The following is a 21,216-nucleotide window of genomic DNA, read 5'->3' on the forward strand; positions in this document are numbered from 1 at the left end:
TCAGCCAGGCAGCGCCACCCCAACGCCTGCCGGACGGCAGATCGACCGCGGCGCAGCGAGCGCTTTTTGCAACCGGCAAGGCGTCTTGTTCGTCTGCTTCCGCGCTTTGTGAAACGACGTCGGACCGACATTTCGGAACCGGGGCTAACACCCGGATTCTCCGCGATTTTTTCGTGCAGTCGCCGCGTCGAAATCATTCGAATTTTCGCAACCCATTGCATTTCAACGCAAAATATGATTTTATTGAATGATTATTCAACAAAAAGAAGAGACGTTTTATGAACCCGCACCTCCGTGACGTGGCGATCCCCAACGGTTGGGACCGGCGGGGACTGCCGGGCTGGAGCTACCATTCCGATGCCCTTCTCGAGCTCGAGAAGGAGCAAGTCTTCCGCAACCATTGGCAGATCGTCGGCCATGTCAGCGACATCCCGAACGCCGGCGACTATCTGACCATGGATGTGGTCGGCGAACGCGCCTTGATCGTGCGCGGCAAGGACGGCGTCGTGCGCGGCTTCAACAATATGTGCCGCCACCGCGGCAGCCGTGTCGTCGCCGACAGCCAGGGCAATTGCAAGAACGCGCTGGTGTGCCCGTTCCATGGCTGGGTCTACAATCTCGACGGCACGCTGCGCGGCGCCGCGCGCCCGCGCTCCTTCCCCGATCTCGACAAGACCGAGTTCGGCCTGATGCAGCTCGACCTCGAAGTCTGGATGGGTTTTATCTTCATCCGCTTCCGCAATGGCGGACCGCAGCCTTCGGTCGCCGAGCTGATGAAGCCGATCGAGCCCGAATTCGCGCATTACAACGCCGCGGACATGGTGCCGTCCTGGGGCATCTGGACCCAGAAGACGCCGGTCAACTGGAAGTCGGTGCGCGATGTCGACAATGAGGGCTATCACGTCGCCATGGCGCATCCTGCCCTGCAGGATCTTTATGGCGCGACCTATTTCGATGAGCCCTTCATCAATGGCGTATCGCGCTCCTTCGCCACCTACAATCCGCATGCCGGCCGCCGCTGGAGCGTCAAGAACTACGTCAAGATCGCGCCGGAGCCGGCGCATCTGCCGGACTATCTGAAAAAGGCCTGGGTCTATTACGGCATCTTCCCCAACGCGGTCATTTCGGTGATGCCGGAATCCGTGCAGTTCTATCAGGAGTTTCCGCTGTCGACGGGCGAGACCCTGCTGCGCGGCGCCATCTACCGCTACCGCGACGAAAGCCGCGAGCAGGCCGCCGCCCGCTACCTCTCCTTCCGCATCGACCGCGACACCATGTCGGAAGATGTCCAGCTGTCGGTGTGGTCGAACGAATCCATGCTGTCCGAAGCCTTCGAGGGTTTTTATCTCTCCGACCTCGAATATGGCGTGCGCACCCACCACGATCATCTGCGCAAGATGCTGCCGGTGCTGGGCCTGGAAACGGCGCCCGAGGAGAAGGACATGTGGAATTTGAACGACGCGCTGAGGTCGCGGCCGTAGCTTCCTTCTCTCTGTCCTACGGGAGAAGGAAGATACTTTACCCCCGCCACACTCCCTCTTTCCTCAGATCATCCATGGTCCGCGAAATGCCCTCGCGCAAAGTGCCGACCATGTCGTCGATCTGCTCACGCGTGATGATCAGCGGCGGCGACATCACGCACATGTTGATCAGCGGCCGCACCAGCAGGCCGAGCTCATGGCAGTGGGCGTCGATGCGTTTGCCGACATCCTTGTCGAGCTGCAGCGGGTCCTTGCTTTCACGATCGGCGACGCATTCGACGCAGCCCATCAGCCCGGCACCGCGCACCTCGCCGACCAGCGGCAGCTCTTCCAGCGTCTTCAGCTGCGCCTGAAAATAGGGCGCGACCGCGCGCGTGTGAGCAAGCACGCCCTCTTCCAGCAGGTCGAGGTTTTTCAACGCCACGGCACAGCCTATGGGGTGGCTGGTATAGGTCAGGCCATGGCCGAACATCGCATCGGGATGGTTCGAACGGCGCAACTCCTGCAGCAGCCGTTCCGAGACGATGACCCCGCCGAGCGGGAAATAGCCCGAGGTGACGCCCTTGGCGAAGGTGATCATGTCGGGATCGATGCCAAACACGTCGCCCGAGGCGAAGACATGGCCGAGCCGGCCGAAGCCCGTCACCACCTCGTCGGAGACATAGAGGATGTCGTTGTCGCGGCAGATCTCGCGGATGCGCTTGAGGTAGCCATCCGGCGGGATCACGACGCCCCCTGATGCCTGCACCGGCTCGCCGACGAAAGCACCTATTTTGTCGGCGCCGACACGGGCGACCGTGTCGCGGAACTGATCGACGAGGAAGTCGGTGAAGGCGGCAAGGCCCATGCTTTGCGGGCGGCGGAACGGATCGGGCGAGGACAGCTTGATCACCAGCTCGTCGGCGCCGTCCATCCAGTCGCGGTCGCGCGGGCGGCCGTTGAGCGAGGCCGACAGATAGGTCGAGCCGTGATAGGCTCCGCCGCGCGACAGGATCAGCTTCTTTTCCGGCCGGCCGCGCACATTGTTGTAGAACTGCATGAAGCGCAGCGCCGTCTCTACGGCGGAAGAGCCGCCGGTGGTGTAGAAGACGTGGCTGAGATCGCCCGGCGCATGGCCGGCGACGCGCATGGCAAGTTCGGCCGACGGCGCGTTCATCGTGTACCAGGGCGTGTTGTAGGACAGCGCCATCGCCTGCTCGTACATCACCCTGGCGAGTTCCTCGCGGCGGTGGCCGATATTGACGCACCACATGCCGGCAGGCCCGTCGATCAGCCGCTTGCCGGTGCTGTCGGTGATGTAGATGCCGTCGCCTTCGCCTATCAGCGCGCGGGCTTCCGTACCGACGGAACCGGCATAAGGCCAGGGCTGGATGAGATGGCGCTTGCCCAGTTCAATGGCATCGTCGCCGCCGGACGCCGCCATTTCGGTCGCCTTCAGGTCCCTCACCGCAGCCATTGTCGCCTCCACATCTCTGTCGATTTTTTCTTGAGCTTAGAATTCGGCGGCAAAGGCCGGAAATGACGGCTTTCCTCACCTAATTTTGAATGTCCGTTCAATCAATATCTCAGAAATAGCGCTTGATTTCAATCCACGGATGCGCGCAAGATGAAAGAAAGCCGGCAAGCTAGGAACGCGACCAGAACAAGCGGTCACCGGTTTTGTGTTCAATCGCGTTCCAAGGATAAGTGGGAACAAACGGCCGGCGTCAGCACAATGGGATGCGCATGGCGGAACAGTCCAGGCCAGCAACCGAGATCACGCCCGGAGCCCTGCCCCCCGGAGTCTGGCAATGACGGCGACCGTGGAAGGGTCGCCCCCGTTGCGCATGACGCGGGCCAGACGAAATGCCCTTCTGCAATCCGAACCTGTCCAGGGCTTTGCCCTGATCAGCCCGACCTTTCTCTACGCCCTCGTCCTGCTGGTCCTGCCGATCCTGGTGGTCATCGCCCACTCCTTCTGGACGCAGCACTACCTGACAATCGACCGCACCTTCACGCTGGAAAACTACCGCGTGGCGCTGACCGAGCCGATCTACCGCGATCTGTTGTGGCGCTCGCTCTACATCTCGCTGACGGTGAGCCTGTTTACCGTCATCCTCGCCTACCCGATCGCCTACTTCATTTCCTTCCATGGCGGCCGTCACAAGAGCCTGTGGCTGTTCCTCATCACCATCCCGTTCTGGACCAGCTATCTCCTGCGCGTCATGTCGTGGAAGGTCATCCTCGGCTACAATGGCGTGCTCAATTCCGGCCTGATCGGCCTCGGCATCATCGACGAGCCGTCGACGGCGCTGCTTTACAATTCGAGCGCCGTCATCATTACCCTGACCCATGCCTGGGCGGCCTTCGCCATCCTGCCGATCTTCGTCTCGCTGGAAAAGGTCGACCGCACGCTGGTCGAGGCAGCCACCGATCTCGGCGATGGTCCCTTGCGTTCATTCCTTCGCGTGACCTTGCCGCTGTCGGCGCCGGGCGTCATCTCGGCGGCGCTGATCGTCATGATCCCGACCGTCGGCGACTATGTCACGCCGAAGCTGGTCGGCGGCAAGGACGGCGTGATGATCGCCAACGCCATTCAGGCGCAGTTCGGCAAGGCGGCCAACTGGCCGCTGGGGGCCGCCCTTTCCGTCACCACCATGCTGATCGTCACCCTGATGGCCGGCGCCACGGTGCTGATCATCCGCGCACTGCAGAGGCTGGCACGATGAGGGCGCGGCGCCTCCTGTCGGGCGGCTGGCTGTCGGTCTATGCGTTTCTCTATATCGTCTTCCTCTATCTGCCCGTCATCTTCTTGCCGATCTTCTCGATCAACACGGCGCCGACGCCGAAATTCCCGCTCACCGGCTTCACCCTGCAATGGTATGCGGACCTGCCGCACACGCCGGCGCTGCTCGACGCCGCCTGGAACAGCCTGAAGGTCGGGGTCTGCGCGTCGGTTCTCGCCACCGTGCTCGGCATCCTCGCCGCCCGCTCGATCACCCGCTACCGCTATCCCGGCCGCCGCGCCATCAACGGCCTGATAATGGCGCCGCTGGTGCTGCCCGAGGTGATCGTCGCCATCTCGATGCTGCTGGTGATGCTGCAGCTGGGCTTGAGCCTCTCCCTGTTCACCGTCGTGCTCGGCCATGTCCTGATCTGCATTCCCTATTCGATGACGGTGCTGACCTCCGGCTTCGAGGGCTTCGACCGCAGCCTGGAGGAAGCCTCCGCCGATCTCGGCGAGAGCGCCTTCGGCACCTTCCGCCGCGTGACGCTGCCGATGGTGGCGCCGGCCATCATCTCCAGCCTGCTCGTCTGCTTCACCATCTCGCTCGACGAGTTCATCATCGCCTTCTTCCTGACCGGCACCGAAGCGACGCTGCCGATCTACATCTGGGGCCAGTTGCGCTTCGCCTCGAAACTGCCCGGCGTACTGGCGCTGGGCACACTGCTTCTGGTTGCCTCTTTCGTTTTGATGACCGTCGCCGAAATCCTGCGTCGCCGCGCGGCCAGACGCACCCAGAACGAGGGAGGCCTCTATGCCTGAACAGCCGCCGATCGAGCGCCCCCAATCCGATCCAGCCCAATCTGATCGGTCGATGATCGAGATCCGAAACGTCACCCGCAGCTATGGGTCGTTCAAGGCGCTCGACGACGCGTCCCTGACCATCAAGGAAGGCGAATTCTTCTCGCTGCTCGGCCCGTCCGGCTGCGGCAAGACCACGCTTTTGCGCATGATCGCCGGTTTCGACAACCCGACCAGCGGTTCGATCGCGGTCGGCGGCCAGCCGATGGAAGGCATTCCGGCCAACCGCCGGCCGACCAATATGGTGTTCCAGAGCTATGCGATCTTCCCGCACCTCAATGTCGAGCAGAACGTCGCCTATGGGCTGAAGCGGCTGAGGCTGCAGGGCGGAGAGGAGAAACGCCGCGTCGAGGAGGCTCTGGCGCAGGTCTCGCTGACCGGGCTTGGCAAGCGGCTGGCCACCGAACTGTCCGGCGGCCAGCGCCAGCGCGTAGCACTCGCCCGAGCGCTGGTCATGCGGCCGAAGGTGCTGCTGCTCGACGAGCCACTGTCGGCGCTCGACAAGAAATTGCGCGAGCAGATGCAGGTCGAGCTGCGCCGCCTGCAGCAGGCCGTCGGCATCACCTTCGTGCTGGTCACCCACGACCAGTATGAGGCGCTCGCAATGTCCGACCGCATCGCGGTGATGTTCGGCGGCAGGATCGCGCAGGTCGCCTCGCCCAAGGAAATCTACCAGCGCCCGGTCAACCGCCAGGTCGCCGACTTCCTCGGCGGCATGAACTTCGTCAAGGCCGAGATCGTCGAGGAGAACGGCGCCTCGCTGATCGTCGACACGCTGGGATTCGGCCGTGTGAAAACCGACAAGCCGAAGGCCTTCATGCGCAATGGCGGCGCGGCCACGCTGGGGATCCGCCCCGAGCGTCTGCGCGTGCTGTGGGACAATGCGACAGCTAAATTCGAGGTTGCCGGCAAGGTGGTCGAACGCCACTATTTCGGCGAGATCACCCATCTGATCGTCGAGATACCGGGGCTGGAAAAGCCGCTGTCGGTGACCGAGACCAACGATTTCGGCGCCGACGACATTCCGGTCGGCACATCGATCCGCCTTGCCTACGATCCCGAGGCGCTGGTGGCGATGGGGGATTGAAGCATGATCCCCAAAAGTGGAAACCGGTTTTCTTGGACAAACGGGAAACCGTTTTGTCCAGAGATCATGCTCAGCTAACAAGCTCAGCAATTATGTTTCTCGCTGCGATGCGCCCGGCGACGATCGCGCCTTCGACATAGCCGGGGAATGACGGCGACAGTTCCGAAGCGGCGAAATGCACCGGCGGTGCACCCGCGAGAATCGTCCGCTCGGCATCCCTTGCCGTCGCATCGACGATGAGGTCACTGTAAGCGCCGCCGCTCCAGCGGTCATGGATCCAGTCGCGCTGGCTGAAATCTTCACTATCGGCCGCGCCCGGACCAAGAGCAGCCACCAGCCTTGCCGTCACTTCCGCGCGCAACGCCGCATCGCTGAGTGCACGCCATCGAAACGCTAGCGGTCCGCCGACAAAGACGACGAGCGCGGCATGCTCCGCGTCCCTGCTGGCGTCGCAGGCAAACAGCCCCGGCAGGTCGCGCCACATCACCATGCCGCTCAAACCCTGCTCGCGCCAGAATGGCTTGGGATAGCGCACCAGGATCTTGATCACCGCGCCGCTCTCCCAGACGCCAAGTGCCTTCGCGAGTGTCGCCGGCAAGGCCGGCGCGAAAGCGAGCTTCGCGGCCGTCGCCGGCGGCAGGGCGACCAGCACCCGGCGCGCTTGGGTCACGCCATTATCGGTGACGACACGAACGCCTTGCGACCCATTTTCGACGCGAGTGACCGGTTCGCCAAGCCGCACCCGGTCGCCGAGATCGCCAGCCAGATCCTCGGCCAGCGATTGCATGGTCTCGCGCAGGGAATACTGCAGCTCCGGCACTTCATTGGTGATGCGCCGGTCATTGTCGATCAGGTGCCAGAGCGGCACCTTGTCCATTGGCAGGCACCAAAGGCCTTCGATCATCGAGCGGAAAGCCGTCTTGGCATCGATGGGATCAGGCTGCTGTTCCAGCCAGGTCGCGACGCTCATGCCGGCGATCGACGGGTCGTCCGGCTCGACGCCGTTCATGCGCTCGCGGATCGCCATCGCGCCGTGATAGGTCTGCTTGGCGTCCTTGGGCCGCATCGACGGATGTGTGGTGAAGTCGCCCTCGACATAGGTTTCGACGAATGTCTTGCCGCGCGCCTTCGCCAGCGCCATCACTTCGGGCATGTCCTCGCACAGGAATTGGCCGCCGCTGTCGATGCGCTCGCCAAGTCCATTCCGAACGGCTTCCACCCGCCCGCCGACACGATCGCGCGCCTCGAGCAGCACGAAATCGATGCCAGCCTGCTTCAGCTCAAGCGCCGCCGACAGGCCGGTGAAGCCGGCACCGACGATGACGACGTCGGTTCTTTCCAGTTCGTCAGTCAATAGCCGGCCTTGATCTTCTCGAATTCGTCGACCATGCGCTTCTTCAGCTCGGGCGCGACCGGTTGCTGGAACAGCGTCTTGTCGAGGAACTTGTCGATATCGTCGAAACCGCGCTCGGCCAGCACCTTGTGGTCGATCGCGGCCATGCCGGCGCTGTTGCCATGGCCGTAGCCGAATGTCGTGACCATGTATTTCGAAATGTCGGGCGCATTGACCGCGTTCAGGAAATCATAGGCCTGGTCAAGCTTGCCCGGCGCGTCCTTCAACAGCACGTAGCCGCACACCCAGGTGGACATGCCTTCCCTGGTGTCGCGGTTCATGGCGATGGGAACACCTTGCCCGCTCATCGCGATCAGTGTCTGGCCCCAACCCCAGGCAAGGTCGACCTCATTGCCGGAAAAAGCCTGGTCGATGTCGCTCGAGTCGGTCCAGTAGAGACGCACGTTCTTGTGCACCTGGCGCAGGAAATCAGACGCCTCCTTGAACTGCGCGTCGGTCATCTTGGTCCAGTCCTTCAGGCCAATGACCAGGCTCGCCAGCGCGTAGGCATCGTCGACATTGTCGCCGATGGTGACGCGGCCCTTGAATTTCGGGTCGGCCAGGATCCGCAGCGACTGCGCCTCGTCAGCCGTTACATTGTCGGTGCGGTAGAGCAATGCCGTGTTGCCCCAGTCGAACGGCATGAACCAGGCCTTGCCGTCGGGCGTGGTGGCGAGGTTCTTCATCGCCATGATGCCGGGATTGAGGTCTTTCCAGCCCGTGATCCTTGACGTGTCGAGCGGCTGCAGCAGGCCCGCGTCGCGCCACTTCGCCACGCTTTGCGAACAGGGATGCGCGATATCGGTCTTGAAGCCCGCCCGCATCTTCTCGAAGGCTTCGTCCTCGTCGCCGAAGAAGGCGAAGGTCGGCTCGGCGCCGTGTCTGGCGGTATAGGCGGGATGCAGCAGCGGGTCCTCGTAACCGGACCAATCGAACACCACGAGATCGCCGCCGCCTTGCGCCCAGGCATAGGCCGCGCCGGCGCCGATCGTGCAGGCGGCGGCAAGCACCAGGCGGCGTAGCATCGGCGTCATGGCAAACTCCCCCATCGCGAAAAAGCTTCTGCGAGGTTAGGAGAAATCATCCGCTTTGGCGAGGCCCGTCCGCCGTCGTGCCGGCAGCGTGCGGGCAGCCGGGACGAGAGCTTACATTCCTTGTTTGAGCACGATCTCTGGACAAAACGGGCTCCCGTTTGTCCGAGAAAACCGGCCCCCGCTTTTCGGGATCATGCTCAGTACCCGGCCTTGATCTTCTCGAATTCGGCGATCATCTTCAGCTTGAGATCGGACGGCAGCGGCGACTGGAACAGCGTCTTGTCGACGAATTTCTGCACGTCGTCATAGCCCTTTTCCCTGAGGATCGCCTGGTCGACCCCGGCCATGCCCTTGGCGTTGGCCTGGCCATAGCCCCAGTCCTTGACCAGCACCTTGGCGGTCTCCGGATCGTTGATGGCGTTCAGATAATCATAGGCCTTGTCGATGTTGCCGGGCGCACCCTTGAACAGCACATAACCACAGACCCAGGTCGAGATGCCTTCATTCGTATCCTTTATCGACTTGATCGGCACGCCTGCCTTGACGGACTGCACCGTGGCATCGTTCCAGGCCCAGGCAAGGTCGACCTCGCCGCCGCTCAACAACTGCACGATATCGGTGGTGTCGGTCCAGTAGGAGCGGATGTTCTTGTGCACCTGGCGCAGGAAGTCGGAAGCCTGCTTGAACTGGTCGTCCGTCATCTTGGTCCAGTCCTTGAGGCCGATGGCGAGGCTCGCCAGCGCATAGGCGTCGTCGACGTTGTCGCCGATCGACACCCGGCCCTTGAATTTCGGATCGGCAAGCGCCTTCAGCGACTGCACGTCCTTGGCATCGATCTTGGAGGAGTTGTAGGTGAGCTGTGTGTTGCCCCAATCCCAAGGCATGAACCACGCCTTGCCGTCATCGGTGGTGGCGAGATTTTTCATCGCCATGATGCCGGGATTGAGGTCCTTCCAGCCCGTGATCTTCGACGTGTCGAGCGGCTGCAGGAGACCCGCCTCGCGCCACTTCGTCACGCTCTGCGAGCAGGGGTGGCCGAGATCGGCCTTGAAGCCCGAGCGCACCTTCTCGAACGCCTCGTCCTCGTCGCCGAAGAAGGCGAAGGTCGGCGAATCGCCGTTCTTCTCGACATATTTCGGATGGAAGCTCGCATCCTCGTAGCCGGACCAGTCGAACACGATCAGGTCCTTGTCGGCGGCAACGGCGAACGCTGCCGCCGATGCCGCAAGCGCGCCACCCAGCGCCAATGTCAATGTCAGGCGTCGGCTAAGCTTTTTCATGCTGTTCCATCCTCTTTTGGTCTTGCCGGTCTTGGCGGCCGGCTGTTGCTAACCGTAGTGCTTCGGGAAGGCAGCGGCCAAAAAAGCGTTGGCGGCCTGCAAGGCTGTTTCGCGCGTTGTGTCCTCGGTGCCCATCATCAGCCGCAGCCACAGCCCCTCCAGCATGGCCGACAGCGCCAGCGCCATCACCTGCGGCTCATAGGCATACGGGCCGCTGTGCTTGAGCGTCGTGCAGAGATCGACGAAGACCTGCTGGTAATAAGCGTCGCGCGAGCTGCTGAGCGCCTGATAAGTCGGCCGCGACTTGGCCTCGCCCCAGAAGGCCAGCCAGGCGGCGAGCTTGCGCTTGTTGCAGATCGAGCGGTCGAAGTCGGCCCACACCAGCTGCTGCAGCTGCCGCGCCGGATCGTCGCCTGCCTTTTGCAGGGCGGCGCGCCAATGCGCCGAATACTCGTCATACATATGCTGCAGCGTCGCGATCAGCAGCTTTTCCTTGCTCTCGAAATGGAAGTTGACGATGCCGCGCGACAGGCCCGCGCCATCGGCGACATCGGCCATCGTCGTCTCGGCATAGCCGCGCTTGGCCAGCGAATCGATCGTCGCCTCGATCAGCTGCAGCTGACGGACCTCCTTCGAAGCCTTGCGTCCCCGCTTCTCGGTCTCGGCTTTCCCCGCCGGTTCAAGGAGAGCATCCTTGGCGTCTGCCGTTTTCATGGGTGTGATCGTCTCCAGCATCGCCGGCTATCCAATCGCATCCGGCTTCCATCCGCGAAGATGAGTGGGACGGTGCTCGCCACTGTCAAGGACCTTCTGCATGGCCTCCCAGGTTCTGATGTTCTTGTCGACATAGGCAGCGCCGACCACGGCGGCGACCGGCGCATAGAGCGGTCCTTTCAGCCTTTCCAGCTCGCCACGCGCCACCTCGCGGTACCAGGGATTGCGGTCCCTGACGGTGACATTGGCAAAGCCGGCGCGCCGCATCGCTTGCGCATAGCGCGCCGGCGAGGCCATGGCGAAGGACAGCCCTTCCGCCGCGATATAGGCCTTCATCTGGGGCGACGGGTCACCATCATGCGAGATCATCCAGTTGGAGGCGACAAAGACGCCGCCCGGTTTCAGCACGCGGAAGATCTCGGCGAACAGGCCGTCCTTGTCAGGCACATGCAGCAGCGCGTCCTTGGAGAAGACGACGTCGAAACAGCGATCGGCGAAAGGCAGCGGCCCGGGCGGCGCCTGAATGAAGCTGGCACGCTCGGTGCCACGCGCGGCGGCTCGCCGCCTGGCCGCCTCGATCACCGGCTGTTCGACATCGAAGCCGGTGGCGTGGGCGACGCCATGGCGCTCGACCAGATGCAGCGTGATGCCGCCGGAGCCGCAGCCAATATCGAGAATCGTCTTGCCCTTGAGCGAGAGCCCTTCGACAACCCGGTCGACTTCTTCAGGTCCACCCGGCGACAGGTAGCCATCGCCCCACAGCGCCTCGAGGAAGCGGATGGCGGTATCGTCATACTCGGCATCTGCCGTTTCGATCATCAGCCCTCGATCCCCAATCGATGAATGCTCGTTTCGAACGCCGGCAAAGCGTAGCGCATACCGGGGAAAACGCAATATCATTTGTTGAACATTCAATCAGAATGACTGGACAGAATGGCCGATACCATGCCAAATTCCGCGTATTCGGGAACAGATCACGCAAAAATGAACAGCGGGTCGCACAGGGCAATTCCAGGAAAGGTGCGAGCGGTTTTCCCGGGAAAAGCGCGTAGCGCTTTCCTTGGGGAACAGCTTGGAAACAAACAGGCCGGGCCACAATGAAAGCTTGGGACGCGATCGTCATCGGCGGCGGACACAATGGCCTGGTCAATGCCTGCTACCTGCAGCGCGCCGGGCTCGACGTGCTGGTGGTGGAGAAGAACGGCTGGGTCGGGGGTGCGGCCACCAGCCGCGAGCTGACGCCGGGCTTCCTCTATTCCAATTGCTCCTATGTCTGCTCGCTGTTTCGCCCGGAAATCATGCGCGACCTCGAACTGCCGCGCTTCGGCCTGCAGGTCATTTCCTATGAGGGCGGCGCGGTGTTCACGAGGGATGGTGACTATCTCGCCAACTACCGCGACCATGATGCGCACCGCCGCGAATTCGCCCGCTTCTCCAGGCGCGACGCCGAGGCCTATGACCGCTACGCCCGCGACGTGACGCGGCAATGCCGCTTCATCCAGCCGCTGCTGATGCGCACCGCGCCCGACCCGACCAGTTTCAAGCCGCGCGACCTTGGCGAACTGCTCTATCTCGGCAAGAAATTCGCCGGCCTGTCGGCGGAAGAAATGGCGCTGACGCTGCGCTTCTGGACGATGTCGATCTCGGACTTCCTCGATGAGTATTTCGAGACCGATGTCATCAAGGCGAACTTCGCTTTGTCGGGGATCATCGGCACCGCGCTCGGACCGATGTCGCCCGGCACGGCCTACGTGCTCTTGCATCACTATATGGGCGAGGTCGACGGCTCGGTCGGCGCCTGGGGCTATGCGCGCGGCGGCATGGGCGCGGTCACCAAGGCATTGGCCGCATCGTTCAAGGCCTCGGGCGGCACCATCCGCACCGGCGCCGAGGTCGACCATGTGCTGGTGAGCCGAGGCAAGGCCAGGGGCGTGGTGCTGGCCGGCGGCGAGGAGGTTTACGGCAAGCTCGTCGTCTCCAATGCCGACGTGAAGCGCACCTTCCTGAAGCTCGTCGGGGAAAAGGAACTGCCCGACATTTTCCTGCGCCGGGTGAAGAACTTCAAGATCCGCGGCTCCTCCGGCAAGGTCAACATCGCGCTGGATTCGCTGCCGGAATTCCCGGCGCTGCCGAAGGATTCGCCGGTCTATCGCGGCGACATGCATTTCACCGATTCGATGGAGCGCATGGAGCGCGCCTATGACGACTGGAAGGCCGGGCGCTGGTCGGCCGATCCCTTCCTCGACATGGTCATCCCGACGACGCTCGACCCGACCATGGCGCCGCCGGGCAAGCACTTCATGAGCTGCTTCGTGCAATACGCGCCGCCCAAGGTGAACGGCCGCGACTGGACTGATGCCGACCGTGACGGTTTCGCCGAAAGCGTGATCGCGCAGATCGCCGAGCACTCGCCCGGCTTCCGCGACCGCATCGTCCATATGGAGGTGCGCACGCCGCGCGAAATCGAGGCCGAGGTCGGCTTGACGGAAGGCAATATCTTCCAGGGTGAACTGACCTTCGACCAGCTTCTGTTCAACCGCCCGGTGCCGGGCTACGCGCAATACCGCTCGCCGGTCGGCGGGCTCTATATGTGCGGCTCCTCGACCCACCCGGGCGGCGGTGTCATGGGCGCGCCCGGCCGCAATGCGGCAGCCGAAATCCTGCGCGATCTTGCCAAATCCACCTCGCATATGAGCCCGGCCCATGACGTCATTTGATGCAATCGTCATCGGCGGCGGCCACAACGGCCTCGTCGCCGCCGCCACGCTGGCCAAGGCCGGCCGCAAGGTGCTGGTGCTGGAGGCAGGCAGCGAAGTCGGCGGCGCCGCGCGCACCGAGGAATTCGCCTCGGGCTTTCGCGTCTCGTCGATCGCTCACCTGCTGAATCGGCTGCACCCCGACGTGGTGAAGACGCTGGAACTGGAGGCGCATGGGCTGCAATTCGCCCGCGCCGACTTCCTGCCGTCTGTGGCGCTAGCGATGGACGGTCCGGCGCTGATGCTGCATGGCGCCTATGGCGAGGTGCTGACCGGCGCCAGTTCCTCCGAACAGTCCGCCTGGAAGGACTTGCGCGCGCAACTGCTGCGTTATGCCGGCATCCTCAAGCCCTTCCTCTCCCGCCGGCCGCCCGATCTCGCCGGCATGTCGTTGATGGAGACCGCAGGGCTTGGCCAGACCGCGTTGGCGCTGAAAAAACTCGGCAAGGAAGACATGCGCGACTTCTTGCGCGTGCTCTTGATGAACGTCGCCGATCTGCTCGACGAGCAACTTGAAGATATCAGGCTGAAAGGCCTGCTCGCCTTCGACGCCACCCTCGGCAGCCATCTCGGCCCACGCTCGCCAACCTCGTTGCTCGGCCTGTACTATCGTTTGGCCGGCGAGACCGGCGGAGCGGCCGGTGCGCAGGTCCTGCCGCAAGGCGGCATGGGCGCCGTCGTCGCCGCCATTCGGGCCGCGGCGGAGAAGGCCGGCGTCGCCATCCGCACGTCGGTTGCCGTGGCAAGAATCACCGTCGAGAAGGGCCATGCCGTCGGCGTCGCGCTCGACAGTGGCGAGGAACTGCGCGCCAGGACTGTTGTCTCGGCGATCAATCCGGCAACGACCTTCCTCGACCTTGTCGGGCCGCGCGAGATCGACACCGGTTTCGTGCGCAAGATGAAAAGCATCCGCATGAAGGGCGACGCCGCCAAGCTTCATCTGGCGCTCGACCGGCCGCCGCAATTCACCGGTGCCGATGCCGCCGCTCAAAAGGGCCGCCTGGTCATCGCGCCCTCGCCCGATCATGTCGAGCGCGCCTTCAACCCATGCAAGTATGGCGAATTCTCGCCTGAGCCGGTGCTGGAAATCACGCTGCCCAGCCTCGCCGATCCGTCGCTCGCGCCCGACGGCGCCTGTGTGCTGTCGGCAGTGGTGCAATACGCGCCGTACGCGTTGAAGGAAGGCTGGGTTGCCGGCAAGCCGAAATTCCTCGAGGCGATCATGGCGCAGCTCGAGGCTTACGCGCCCGGCATCGGCAAGAGCGTCGTTCACGCCGAGCTTCTGACACCGGCCGATATCGAGATGCGCTACCGCATGCCCGGCGGTCACTGGCACCATGGCGAGTTGCAGGCCGACCAGATGCTGATCTCGCGGCCCGTCTCCGGCTGGTCGGGCTACGACACGCCGCTCAAAGGGCTGTTCCTGGCCGGCGCCGGCTCGCATCCCGGTGGCGGCGTCTCCGGCGCCCCAGGCCTCAACGCGGCGCGGCGCATCATTGCGATGAAGGGATAGGTCATGGCCCAGGCAACCAGGAAGAAGTCCGTTGCAAAGACGGCCGATGCGGCTCTCTGCGCCCGCATCGCCGCGCAATCGCATTTCCGCACGCTGCGCCTCGGCACGCCGTTCCAGCCCCGCCTCGACGCATTGGCCAAGACCCAGGACTGGTACAATTGGGCCGGCTACCGCGCGCCGCATTCGCTGTGGGACGAGGAACTCGAATATTTCGCGATCCGCAGCCAGGCGGCGCTGTTCGACATCTCGCCGATGACCAAATACCGGATCGAGGGGCCGGATGCCGAAGCCTTCCTCGATCGTGTCACCTTGCGTGATGTCACCAAGCTCAGGCCCGGCCGTGTCCATTACACGGCATGGTGTGACGACGGGGGGTTTGTCCTCGACGACGGCACGCTGTTTCGCCTGTCGCCGACGCGTTTCCGCCTGTGTTCGCAGGAGCGGCATCTGCCCTGGCTGCTCGACAGCGCCATTGGTTTCGACGTCATCGTCGAGGAAGAAACCGAGGCCGTCGCCGGGCTGGCATTGCAGGGGCCAACCTCCTTCGCCGTGCTGCGCGATGCCGGCTTCGCTGGTGTCGAGAAGCTCAGGGTTTTCGACCTTGCGGATTTCCCGCACGACCACACATCCGTCACCATCTCGCGCACCGGCTTCACCGGCGATCTCGGCTACGAACTGTTCGTGCCAGCCGACAGGGCGCTGGGCCTCTGGGACCGGGTGATGGCGGCGGGCGAGCTGCGCGGGATCCGCGCCATCGGCTACACCGCCCTCAATCGCGCGCGACTCGAGGCCGGGCTGATCGTTGCCAATGCCGACTTCACCACCGCCGAGCACGCCATCCGCGCCGATCGCTTGCGCAGGCCCGACGAGATCGGTCTCGGCTTCATGATCGATCCGCGGAAAGCCCATTTCAACGGCCGCCGCGCCATCCTCGAGGCGCGCGCCAAACGCAGGCTGCGCCATGTGCTGGTCGGGCTGGAGATCGAGGGCAACATCCCGACCGAACACGCCATCGTCTATCACAGGAAGCATCAGGAGGTCGGACTGGTCAGCGCCGCCATGTGGTCGCCAATGGCCAAGCGCAACATCGCCATCGCCTCGCTGGCGCGGCCCTATGGTGATACTGTCGTGGAAGACCTTTGGGTCGAGATCTACGCCATGCGCGAGCTGCAGTATCAGAAGCTGATGAAACGGGCCACGATGGTGGCGCGGCCCTTCATCAAGCTCGACCGCCGCACCGCCACTCCGCCGGCGGATTTCTGACCATGACCGACGAAGCGGAGCTGGAGGCCGCCGAGCAGTGGGAGCTGGTCAACACGCCGCTCGGCGAAAAATGGTCGGGCCGCACGCGCTATGCCGCCGCCATGTTCTTCTACAAGCGCGGCGAGATGAGCGCCGAGACGCTCGAGGTCTACCGCATCTGCGCGCGGCTCGATAAGGAGAATCCGCTGCCGATCATCCGCGACCGCGGCGTCGGCAAGGATTGGCTCAAAAGGATCGGTTTCGAGTAGCGCCAGCGCGCTACCCAATGGTTCTTTCGAGCATGCTCAGCCAGTTGCGGTAAGCGATCTTCTCGATCAGGGCACGGCCAAAACCACGCGCGGCCAAGGCGTCGATCAGCTTCGGCAGGCCGGCGACGTCGCCGATGACCGCCGGGATCATGGCGCCGTCGAAATCGGAGCCCAGGCCGACGCCGTCCTCACCCAGCGCCTGCAGCAGGGAATCGACATGACGCACCATTATGTCGAGGCTGGTGTCGGCATTCATGCGGCCGTCCTCGCGCAGGAAGCCGGTGGCGAAGTTCAGCCCGACCATGCCGCCGGACTCGCGTATGGCGCCGAGCTGCCAGTCGGTGAGGTTGCGTGAATGGGTGCAGAGAGCATGCACGTTGGAGTGGGTGGCGACCAGCGGCGCGTCGCTGAGACCAGCGACATCGCGAAAACCTTTCTCGTTGAGATGCGAAAGATCGATCATGATCTTCAGTTCGTTGCAGGCCTTGACCAGCGCCTTGCCGGCATCGGTCAGCCCCGGGCCGGTATCCGGCGAGGATGGAAAGCGGAACGGCACGCCGTGACCGAAAGCATTCGGCCGGCTCCAGACGATGCCGAGCGAGCGCAGGCCGGCGGCATGCAACACGTCGAGCATGGTCAGTTCGGGATCGATCGCCTCGACGCCCTCGATATGGAACACCGCGGCGATCGTGCCCTTGGCCATGGCGTTGTGTATGTCGCCGGCTGTACGGCAGACGGCCAGAGCCCCAGCCCGCTCCAGCCGAAACAGGATCGAGGCCATCGCGATTGTCGAGTTGAGCGCATCGGCGCGCGGCACCTCCGGCGGCAGCGGCTCGCTGTCGCTCGGCGCCAAGGGGACGGCGCTGCGCCTGGCTTTCTCGACCGGCGGCGGAAAGATCGCGAACATGCCGCCGGCGAAGCCGCCCGCCTTGGCGCGCGGCAGGTCGATATGGCCGCCCGACTTGCCTTCGACGAACAGCTTTTCGACGTCCCTGTCCTTCGATTGATACAGCCTGAGCAGCGTATCGTTGTGGCCGTCGAAGACGGGGACGAGGTCGGTTTCGGTCATCGGGGGATCATTCAGTTCGTTTGTCGGCACGGCGAGACATCATATCTAGGCAAGATATCCGGTCGCGGCAAATGACAAAGCCAACCGGCAGCGGGGACTGCCCCTTATCCCCGCTGCAGCCTATCGATGACGTGCTGCGCTCCCCTACTGTTTCAGCACGTCGGCCCATTCCGCGTGGCGGCGGAACTGGGCGTTGGCGAACGGGCACAGCGGAATGATCTTCTTGCCCGCCGCGCGCGCATCCTCGACGGCGCGGGTGACGAGCCGAAGCCCGGCGCCCTGGCCGCGAAACGCGTCCGGCACTTCGGTGTGGTCGATGATGATCTGGTGTTCACCGATCTTGGTGAAGGTCATCTCGGCCTCGGCGCCGCCGGGGCCACGCAGCACATAGCGCCCTTTGGAGCCGCGGTCTTCCAGTTCGATTTCAGGCAGTTGGTCGGGCATGTCTAAACTCCTTGAGCGACACCGGCAAAGAGCCGCCGGGCCGCTTCGATTTCATTTGGCCGCACCTCGTGCCCGCCTTCGTGCCATTCCACTGTGACATCGGCACCGTCGGCACGCAAATAGGCCTCGAGCCGCGTCGTCAGGTTCGGCGGGCAGATCGGATCGCGCTTGCCGGCGGTCAGCAGCATGTGGCGGCCAGCGAGGCTGCCCTTGACCCGCGGTTCGAACGGGATCAGCGGATGCATCAGCACGGTGGCGTCGAACAGTTCGGGCTCGGCGAACACCACGGACGCCAGTATGTTGGCGCCGTTGGAATAGCCGAGGCCGAGCACCGCCGTGGGCTTCGCAGCCTCGACATGCGCCCTCACGAAGGCCGCCATCTTGTCCGTTGCCCGCGCAAGGTCGCTCATGTCGTAGACGCCCTCGCCGGTGCGACGAAAGAAGCGCGCCGCACCGTATTCGGAGACATCGCCGCGCGGCGAGATGATGGTGGCCTGGGGCACGAGATCGCGCCCCGGCGACAGAAGCTGGCTCTCGTCACCTCCGGTGCCGTGGAAGACGAAAAGCATGGGACCGCCCGGCGAACCGGGCAGCACCTTGTGGATGTAAGTGTCCTTGCTCATGGCTCAGCCTTCCAGCTTCTGCAGATGCTGTTCGAGATAGGGCCGCAAATGCTGATGCTGCGTCGGCAGCTTCAGCGCTTCACCCAGATGCGCGGTGTCTTCATCCCTGTCGAAACCCGGCTCGTTGGTGGCGACTTCGAACAGCACGCCGCCCGGCGTGCGGAAGTAGATCGCCCAGAAATAGTCACGGTCGATCACCGGCGTCACCCCGTAGCCCGTATCCATCAACGCCTTGCGCACTTCGAGCTGCTTGGCGCGGTTCTCGACGGCGAAGGCCACGTGATGCACCGAGCCGGCGCCAAGGTCGGCGAAGGCCGCGGTCGGCAGCGATTCGATATCGACGACATCGGCGCCGTTGCCGTTCTTCACGGCAAGCCGTCTGACATTGCCCGATTTGTCGACTTCCTCGTAGCCCATGAATTTCAACAGCTCCTCGGTGGCGCCGCCATCCTTCAGCCTGAGCGAAACCGAGTGAAAGCCGCGGATCGCCTCGTCGGTCGCGATGCCGCCTTTGGCCCACGGCGCTCTGCTATCGGCCTTGTCCTCGACAAGCGCGAAACCGTCGCCATCGGGGCCGGCGAATCTGAGGCGCTTCTCACCAAAACTCTCCTCGCGGGAAACACCGCTCACGCCTTCGTCGGCGAAGCGCTTTTCCCAATAGGCGAGCGTGCCTTCCGGCACTGAGTAGACCGTGGTGCCGACTTCGCCGACGCCGGGACGGCCCTTGCCGATGTTGGGAAACGGAAAATAGGTCATCACCGAACCGGGCGTGCCAACCTCGTCGCCATAATAAAGATGGTAGACGTCGGGCGCGTCGAAATTGACCGTCTTCTTGACGCGGCGCAGGCCGAGCTTGTGGGTGAAGAAATCATTGTTCTGCCGGGCATCCCTGGCCATCGAGGTGACGTGATGGAGACCCTTGATCTGGTCGAGCATTGTCTTGCTCCTTCCCTTGTTGTTTGTGCGGCCCTCGCCGCTGTCCACGCCAATATGAGGACGCGACCGCTTGCGGCAAAGGCACCAAACACAGAATGGACTGTGCTGTAAAAGTGAACGATGGAAAGAATTTTGTTCACCAATCGACTAACACGGGCGGTCTTGCGCCCTTGGCGGAAATCGGTTCCATGAATGGCATTCGACCATGCAGCGAAAGGTATCGCGAGTGACAGGAAAAGCCAGGCGCCCGAACGTTCTCCTGATCACTTGCGACCAATGGCGCGGTGACTGCGTGTCGGCCGCCGGCCATCCCGTGGTGAAGACGCCGAATGCCGACGCGCTGGCCGCCGAGGGCGTGCTGTTCAAGCAGCACTATGGCGGCGCGGCCCCTTGCTCGCCGGCGCGTGCCTGCCTCTACACCGGCCTCTACCAGATGAACAACCGCGTCTGCCGCAACGGCTCACCGCTCGACGCCCGTCATGGCAACATCGCGCAGCACGCGCGCGGCATCGGCTACGATCCAACGCTGTTCGGCTACACCGACGTGTCGCTCGACCCGCGTCTGCTGGCTTCAGGTGATCCGAGGCTGAAAACCTATGAAGGCGTGCTGCCCGGATTCACGGTGCGCCAGCTGCTGCCGGAGCATCAAAAGCAGTGGCTCTCCTGGCTGAAGCAGCAGGGCATCGATGCCAGCGCCGGTTCTCCCGACATCCACCGTCCTGCCGGCGAGGAAGACGATGACAGCGTGACCCAGGCGCCGCCAATCTATTCGAAGGACCATACGCCGGCGGCTTTCCTTGCCGGTGAGTTCATCCGCTGGCTCGGCGAGCAGGAACAGGCCACGCCCTGGTTCGCGCATCTGTCCTTCATCAGCCCGCACCCGCCCTTCATCGTGCCAGAGCCCTACAACACGCTATACGATCCGGCCGACGGCCCGGCCTTCCACCGTGCGGAAAGCTGGCGGGCCGAAGCGCAGGGCCATCCCTATCTCGCCTATGATCTCAGCCGGCGGTATCGCGCGAATTTCCGCCCCGGCGCCGCTGGCAAGGTGCACGACTGGAGCGAGGATGATTTCCGCCGCATCCGGGCGATCTATTACGGCATGATCTCGGAGGTCGACACCCAGCTTGGCCTGATATGGCAGGCGCTCAAGCTTTCAGGCGCGTGGGACGACACCATCATCGTTCTCACCTCGGACCATTCCGAGATGATGGGTGACCATTTCATGCTGGGCAAGGGCGGCTACTTCGACGGCAGCTACCACATCCCGCTGATCATTCGCGACCCGCGGCATCGCAAGGCGGCCGGCAGCACGGTCGATCGCTTCACCGAAGCGGTAGACATCTTGCCCACGCTTATGGACCTACTTGGCGAGCCCCCCGAACCGCATCTCGACGGATGCTCGCTGAAACCATTCCTGAGCGGCGGAAGCCCCGCCACCTGGCGCGACGCCGCGCATTGGGAGTTCGATTTTCGCTCGATCGCGGACGGCGACGCCGAAGCGCATTTCGGCATTGCCTCGCGCCAGTGCAACCTGGCGGTCATCCGCACCAAAAAATTCAAATACGTGCATTTTGGCGGCGGTTTGCCGCCTTTGCTTTTCAACGTCGAGGCAGACCCTGGCGAACTGACCAACCTCGCCACCAGCCCTGCGCATCTGTCCACCCGTCTGCAATTCGCCGAGCGGCTTCTCGCCTGGCGCGCCGAACATCTCGACCAGTCGCTGGCGCTGGCGGAGCTGACGGAAAATGGCGTGGTGGGACATGTGAGCAAGGGAATAGGCAGTAGGCAATAGGGCGCGCCTACTGCC

General features: G+C 63.6%; 19 protein-coding genes. 9 read left to right on the forward strand and 10 right to left on the reverse strand.

Features of this window, described 5'->3' with window-relative positions:
- Positions 1-278: 278 nt before the first annotated feature.
- A complete protein-coding gene (locus FJV80_RS12950; RefSeq protein ID WP_095793169.1) occupies positions 279-1,481 on the forward strand; it encodes an aromatic ring-hydroxylating dioxygenase subunit alpha in 1,203 nt (400 codons plus the stop codon).
- A 37-nt stretch (positions 1,482-1,518) separates the two neighbouring features.
- Here the strand turns inward: FJV80_RS12950 and FJV80_RS12955 are convergent, their stop codons facing one another.
- A complete protein-coding gene (locus tag FJV80_RS12955) occupies positions 1,519-2,937 on the reverse strand; it encodes an aminotransferase (protein ID WP_142876556.1) in 1,419 nt (472 codons plus the stop codon).
- Positions 2,938-3,271: 334 nt separating this feature from the next.
- On the opposite strand from FJV80_RS12955, the gene FJV80_RS12960 reads away from it, so the two are divergent.
- From FJV80_RS12960 to FJV80_RS12970, 3 genes are read left to right on the forward strand one after another with little or no spacing between them, the layout of a single operon-like run.
- Positions 3,272-4,189, forward strand: coding sequence for an ABC transporter permease (locus tag FJV80_RS12960; RefSeq protein ID WP_142876557.1), 918 nt, complete (start codon positions 3,272-3,274; stop codon positions 4,187-4,189).
- The gene (locus FJV80_RS12965; protein WP_142876558.1) at positions 4,186-5,007 is read left to right on the forward strand and encodes an ABC transporter permease; all 822 of its coding nucleotides are present in this window, start codon (positions 4,186-4,188) and stop codon (positions 5,005-5,007) included. Before FJV80_RS12960 ends, FJV80_RS12965 begins: the two co-directional genes overlap by 4 nt.
- Positions 5,008-5,059: 52 nt before the next feature.
- Positions 5,060-6,133, forward strand: a complete 1,074-nt coding sequence (locus tag FJV80_RS12970) for an ABC transporter ATP-binding protein (protein ID WP_142876559.1) — start codon at positions 5,060-5,062, stop codon at positions 6,131-6,133.
- A gap of 70 nt (positions 6,134-6,203) precedes the next feature.
- On the opposite strand, the gene FJV80_RS12975 is transcribed toward FJV80_RS12970, so the two are convergent.
- From FJV80_RS12975 to FJV80_RS12995, 5 genes are all read right to left on the reverse strand, one after another.
- The gene (locus FJV80_RS12975; protein WP_246688955.1) at positions 6,204-7,487 is read right to left on the reverse strand and encodes a flavin monoamine oxidase family protein; all 1,284 of its coding nucleotides are present in this window, start codon (positions 7,485-7,487) and stop codon (positions 6,204-6,206) included.
- On the reverse strand, positions 7,484-8,560 hold the full coding sequence (locus FJV80_RS12980; RefSeq protein ID WP_142876561.1) for an extracellular solute-binding protein: 1,077 nt from the start codon (positions 8,558-8,560) through the stop codon (positions 7,484-7,486). The genes FJV80_RS12975 and FJV80_RS12980 overlap by 4 nt, the downstream gene beginning before the upstream one ends.
- Positions 8,561-8,757: 197 nt before the next feature.
- Positions 8,758-9,840: an ABC transporter substrate-binding protein gene (locus tag FJV80_RS12985; RefSeq protein WP_142876562.1), complete on the reverse strand. Its 1,083-nt coding sequence runs from the start codon at positions 9,838-9,840 to the stop codon at positions 8,758-8,760.
- A gap of 48 nt (positions 9,841-9,888) precedes the next feature.
- Entirely contained in the window at positions 9,889-10,554 is a 666-nt protein-coding gene (gene betI / locus FJV80_RS12990; protein ID WP_245318091.1) for a transcriptional regulator BetI, read from the reverse strand.
- 27 nt (positions 10,555-10,581) lie between these two features.
- Positions 10,582-11,373, reverse strand: coding sequence for a methyltransferase domain-containing protein (locus FJV80_RS12995; RefSeq protein ID WP_142876563.1), 792 nt, complete (start codon positions 11,371-11,373; stop codon positions 10,582-10,584).
- 278 nt (positions 11,374-11,651) lie between these two features.
- On the opposite strand from FJV80_RS12995, the gene FJV80_RS13000 reads away from it, so the two are divergent.
- From FJV80_RS13000 to FJV80_RS13015, 4 genes are read left to right on the forward strand one after another with little or no spacing between them, the layout of a single operon-like run.
- Positions 11,652-13,271 carry an NAD(P)/FAD-dependent oxidoreductase gene (locus FJV80_RS13000; protein WP_142876564.1) on the forward strand — a complete coding sequence of 540 codons (1,620 nt, stop codon included), beginning with the start codon at positions 11,652-11,654 and terminating at the stop codon, positions 13,269-13,271.
- Positions 13,258-14,823, forward strand: coding sequence for an NAD(P)/FAD-dependent oxidoreductase (locus tag FJV80_RS13005; protein WP_142876565.1), 1,566 nt, complete (start codon positions 13,258-13,260; stop codon positions 14,821-14,823). The genes FJV80_RS13000 and FJV80_RS13005 overlap by 14 nt, the downstream gene beginning before the upstream one ends.
- A 3-nt stretch (positions 14,824-14,826) precedes the next feature.
- The gene (locus FJV80_RS13010; protein ID WP_142876566.1) at positions 14,827-16,086 is read left to right on the forward strand and encodes an aminomethyltransferase family protein; all 1,260 of its coding nucleotides are present in this window, start codon (positions 14,827-14,829) and stop codon (positions 16,084-16,086) included.
- Positions 16,087-16,088: 2 nt separating this feature from the next.
- The gene (locus FJV80_RS13015) at positions 16,089-16,334 is read left to right on the forward strand and encodes a hypothetical protein (protein WP_095772169.1); all 246 of its coding nucleotides are present in this window, start codon (positions 16,089-16,091) and stop codon (positions 16,332-16,334) included.
- Positions 16,335-16,344: 10 nt separating this feature from the next.
- Here the strand turns inward: FJV80_RS13015 and FJV80_RS13020 are convergent, their stop codons facing one another.
- The 4 genes from FJV80_RS13020 to FJV80_RS13035 all read right to left on the reverse strand — a co-directional run bounded on the left by FJV80_RS13020 (position 16,345) and on the right by FJV80_RS13035 (position 19,406).
- Positions 16,345-17,403, reverse strand: coding sequence for a dipeptidase (locus tag FJV80_RS13020; RefSeq protein ID WP_095772168.1), 1,059 nt, complete (start codon positions 17,401-17,403; stop codon positions 16,345-16,347).
- Between the two features lie 144 nt (positions 17,404-17,547).
- A complete protein-coding gene (locus tag FJV80_RS13025) occupies positions 17,548-17,847 on the reverse strand; it encodes a GNAT family N-acetyltransferase (RefSeq protein WP_095772167.1) in 300 nt (99 codons plus the stop codon).
- Between the two features lie 2 nt (positions 17,848-17,849).
- Positions 17,850-18,470, reverse strand: coding sequence for an alpha/beta hydrolase (locus tag FJV80_RS13030; protein WP_095772166.1), 621 nt, complete (start codon positions 18,468-18,470; stop codon positions 17,850-17,852).
- A 3-nt stretch (positions 18,471-18,473) separates the two neighbouring features.
- Positions 18,474-19,406, reverse strand: a complete 933-nt coding sequence (locus FJV80_RS13035; protein WP_142876567.1) for a VOC family protein — start codon at positions 19,404-19,406, stop codon at positions 18,474-18,476.
- Between the two features lie 226 nt (positions 19,407-19,632).
- Between FJV80_RS13035 and FJV80_RS13040 the strand changes: the two genes are divergently transcribed.
- Positions 19,633-21,201: an alkaline phosphatase family protein gene (locus FJV80_RS13040; RefSeq protein ID WP_142876568.1), complete on the forward strand. Its 1,569-nt coding sequence runs from the start codon at positions 19,633-19,635 to the stop codon at positions 21,199-21,201.
- Positions 21,202-21,216: the final 15 nt, after the last annotated feature.

Origin of the sequence: Mesorhizobium sp. WSM4310 (assembly GCF_007003935.1) — a bacterium.
Lineage (GTDB): Bacteria > Pseudomonadota > Alphaproteobacteria > Rhizobiales > Rhizobiaceae > Mesorhizobium.

Bases quoted from the DNA above. Each gene is read 5' to 3' on its own strand.
- FJV80_RS12955 (WP_142876556.1), bottom strand. From the start codon at position 2,937: ATGGCTGCGGTGAGGGACCTGAAGGCGACCGAAATGGCGGCGTCCGGC.
- FJV80_RS13005 (WP_142876565.1), top strand. From the start codon at position 13,258: ATGACGTCATTTGATGCAATCGTCATCGGCGGCGGCCACAACGGCCTC.
- FJV80_RS12965 (WP_142876558.1), top strand. From the start codon at position 4,186: ATGAGGGCGCGGCGCCTCCTGTCGGGCGGCTGGCTGTCGGTCTATGCG.
- FJV80_RS12985 (WP_142876562.1), bottom strand. From the start codon at position 9,840: ATGAAAAAGCTTAGCCGACGCCTGACATTGACATTGGCGCTGGGTGGC.
- FJV80_RS12950 (WP_095793169.1), top strand. From the start codon at position 279: ATGAACCCGCACCTCCGTGACGTGGCGATCCCCAACGGTTGGGACCGG.
- FJV80_RS13010 (WP_142876566.1), top strand. From the start codon at position 14,827: ATGGCCCAGGCAACCAGGAAGAAGTCCGTTGCAAAGACGGCCGATGCG.
- FJV80_RS13020 (WP_095772168.1), bottom strand. From the start codon at position 17,403: ATGACCGAAACCGACCTCGTCCCCGTCTTCGACGGCCACAACGATACG.
- FJV80_RS13015 (WP_095772169.1), top strand. From the start codon at position 16,089: ATGACCGACGAAGCGGAGCTGGAGGCCGCCGAGCAGTGGGAGCTGGTC.
- FJV80_RS12970 (WP_142876559.1), top strand. From the start codon at position 5,060: ATGATCGAGATCCGAAACGTCACCCGCAGCTATGGGTCGTTCAAGGCG.
- FJV80_RS13035 (WP_142876567.1), bottom strand. From the start codon at position 19,406: ATGCTCGACCAGATCAAGGGTCTCCATCACGTCACCTCGATGGCCAGG.
- FJV80_RS13025 (WP_095772167.1), bottom strand. From the start codon at position 17,847: ATGCCCGACCAACTGCCTGAAATCGAACTGGAAGACCGCGGCTCCAAA.
- betI (WP_245318091.1), bottom strand. From the start codon at position 10,554: ATGAAAACGGCAGACGCCAAGGATGCTCTCCTTGAACCGGCGGGGAAA.
- FJV80_RS12980 (WP_142876561.1), bottom strand. From the start codon at position 8,560: ATGACGCCGATGCTACGCCGCCTGGTGCTTGCCGCCGCCTGCACGATC.
- FJV80_RS13000 (WP_142876564.1), top strand. From the start codon at position 11,652: ATGAAAGCTTGGGACGCGATCGTCATCGGCGGCGGACACAATGGCCTG.
- FJV80_RS12995 (WP_142876563.1), bottom strand. From the start codon at position 11,373: ATGATCGAAACGGCAGATGCCGAGTATGACGATACCGCCATCCGCTTC.
- FJV80_RS13030 (WP_095772166.1), bottom strand. From the start codon at position 18,470: ATGAGCAAGGACACTTACATCCACAAGGTGCTGCCCGGTTCGCCGGGC.
- FJV80_RS12960 (WP_142876557.1), top strand. From the start codon at position 3,272: ATGACGGCGACCGTGGAAGGGTCGCCCCCGTTGCGCATGACGCGGGCC.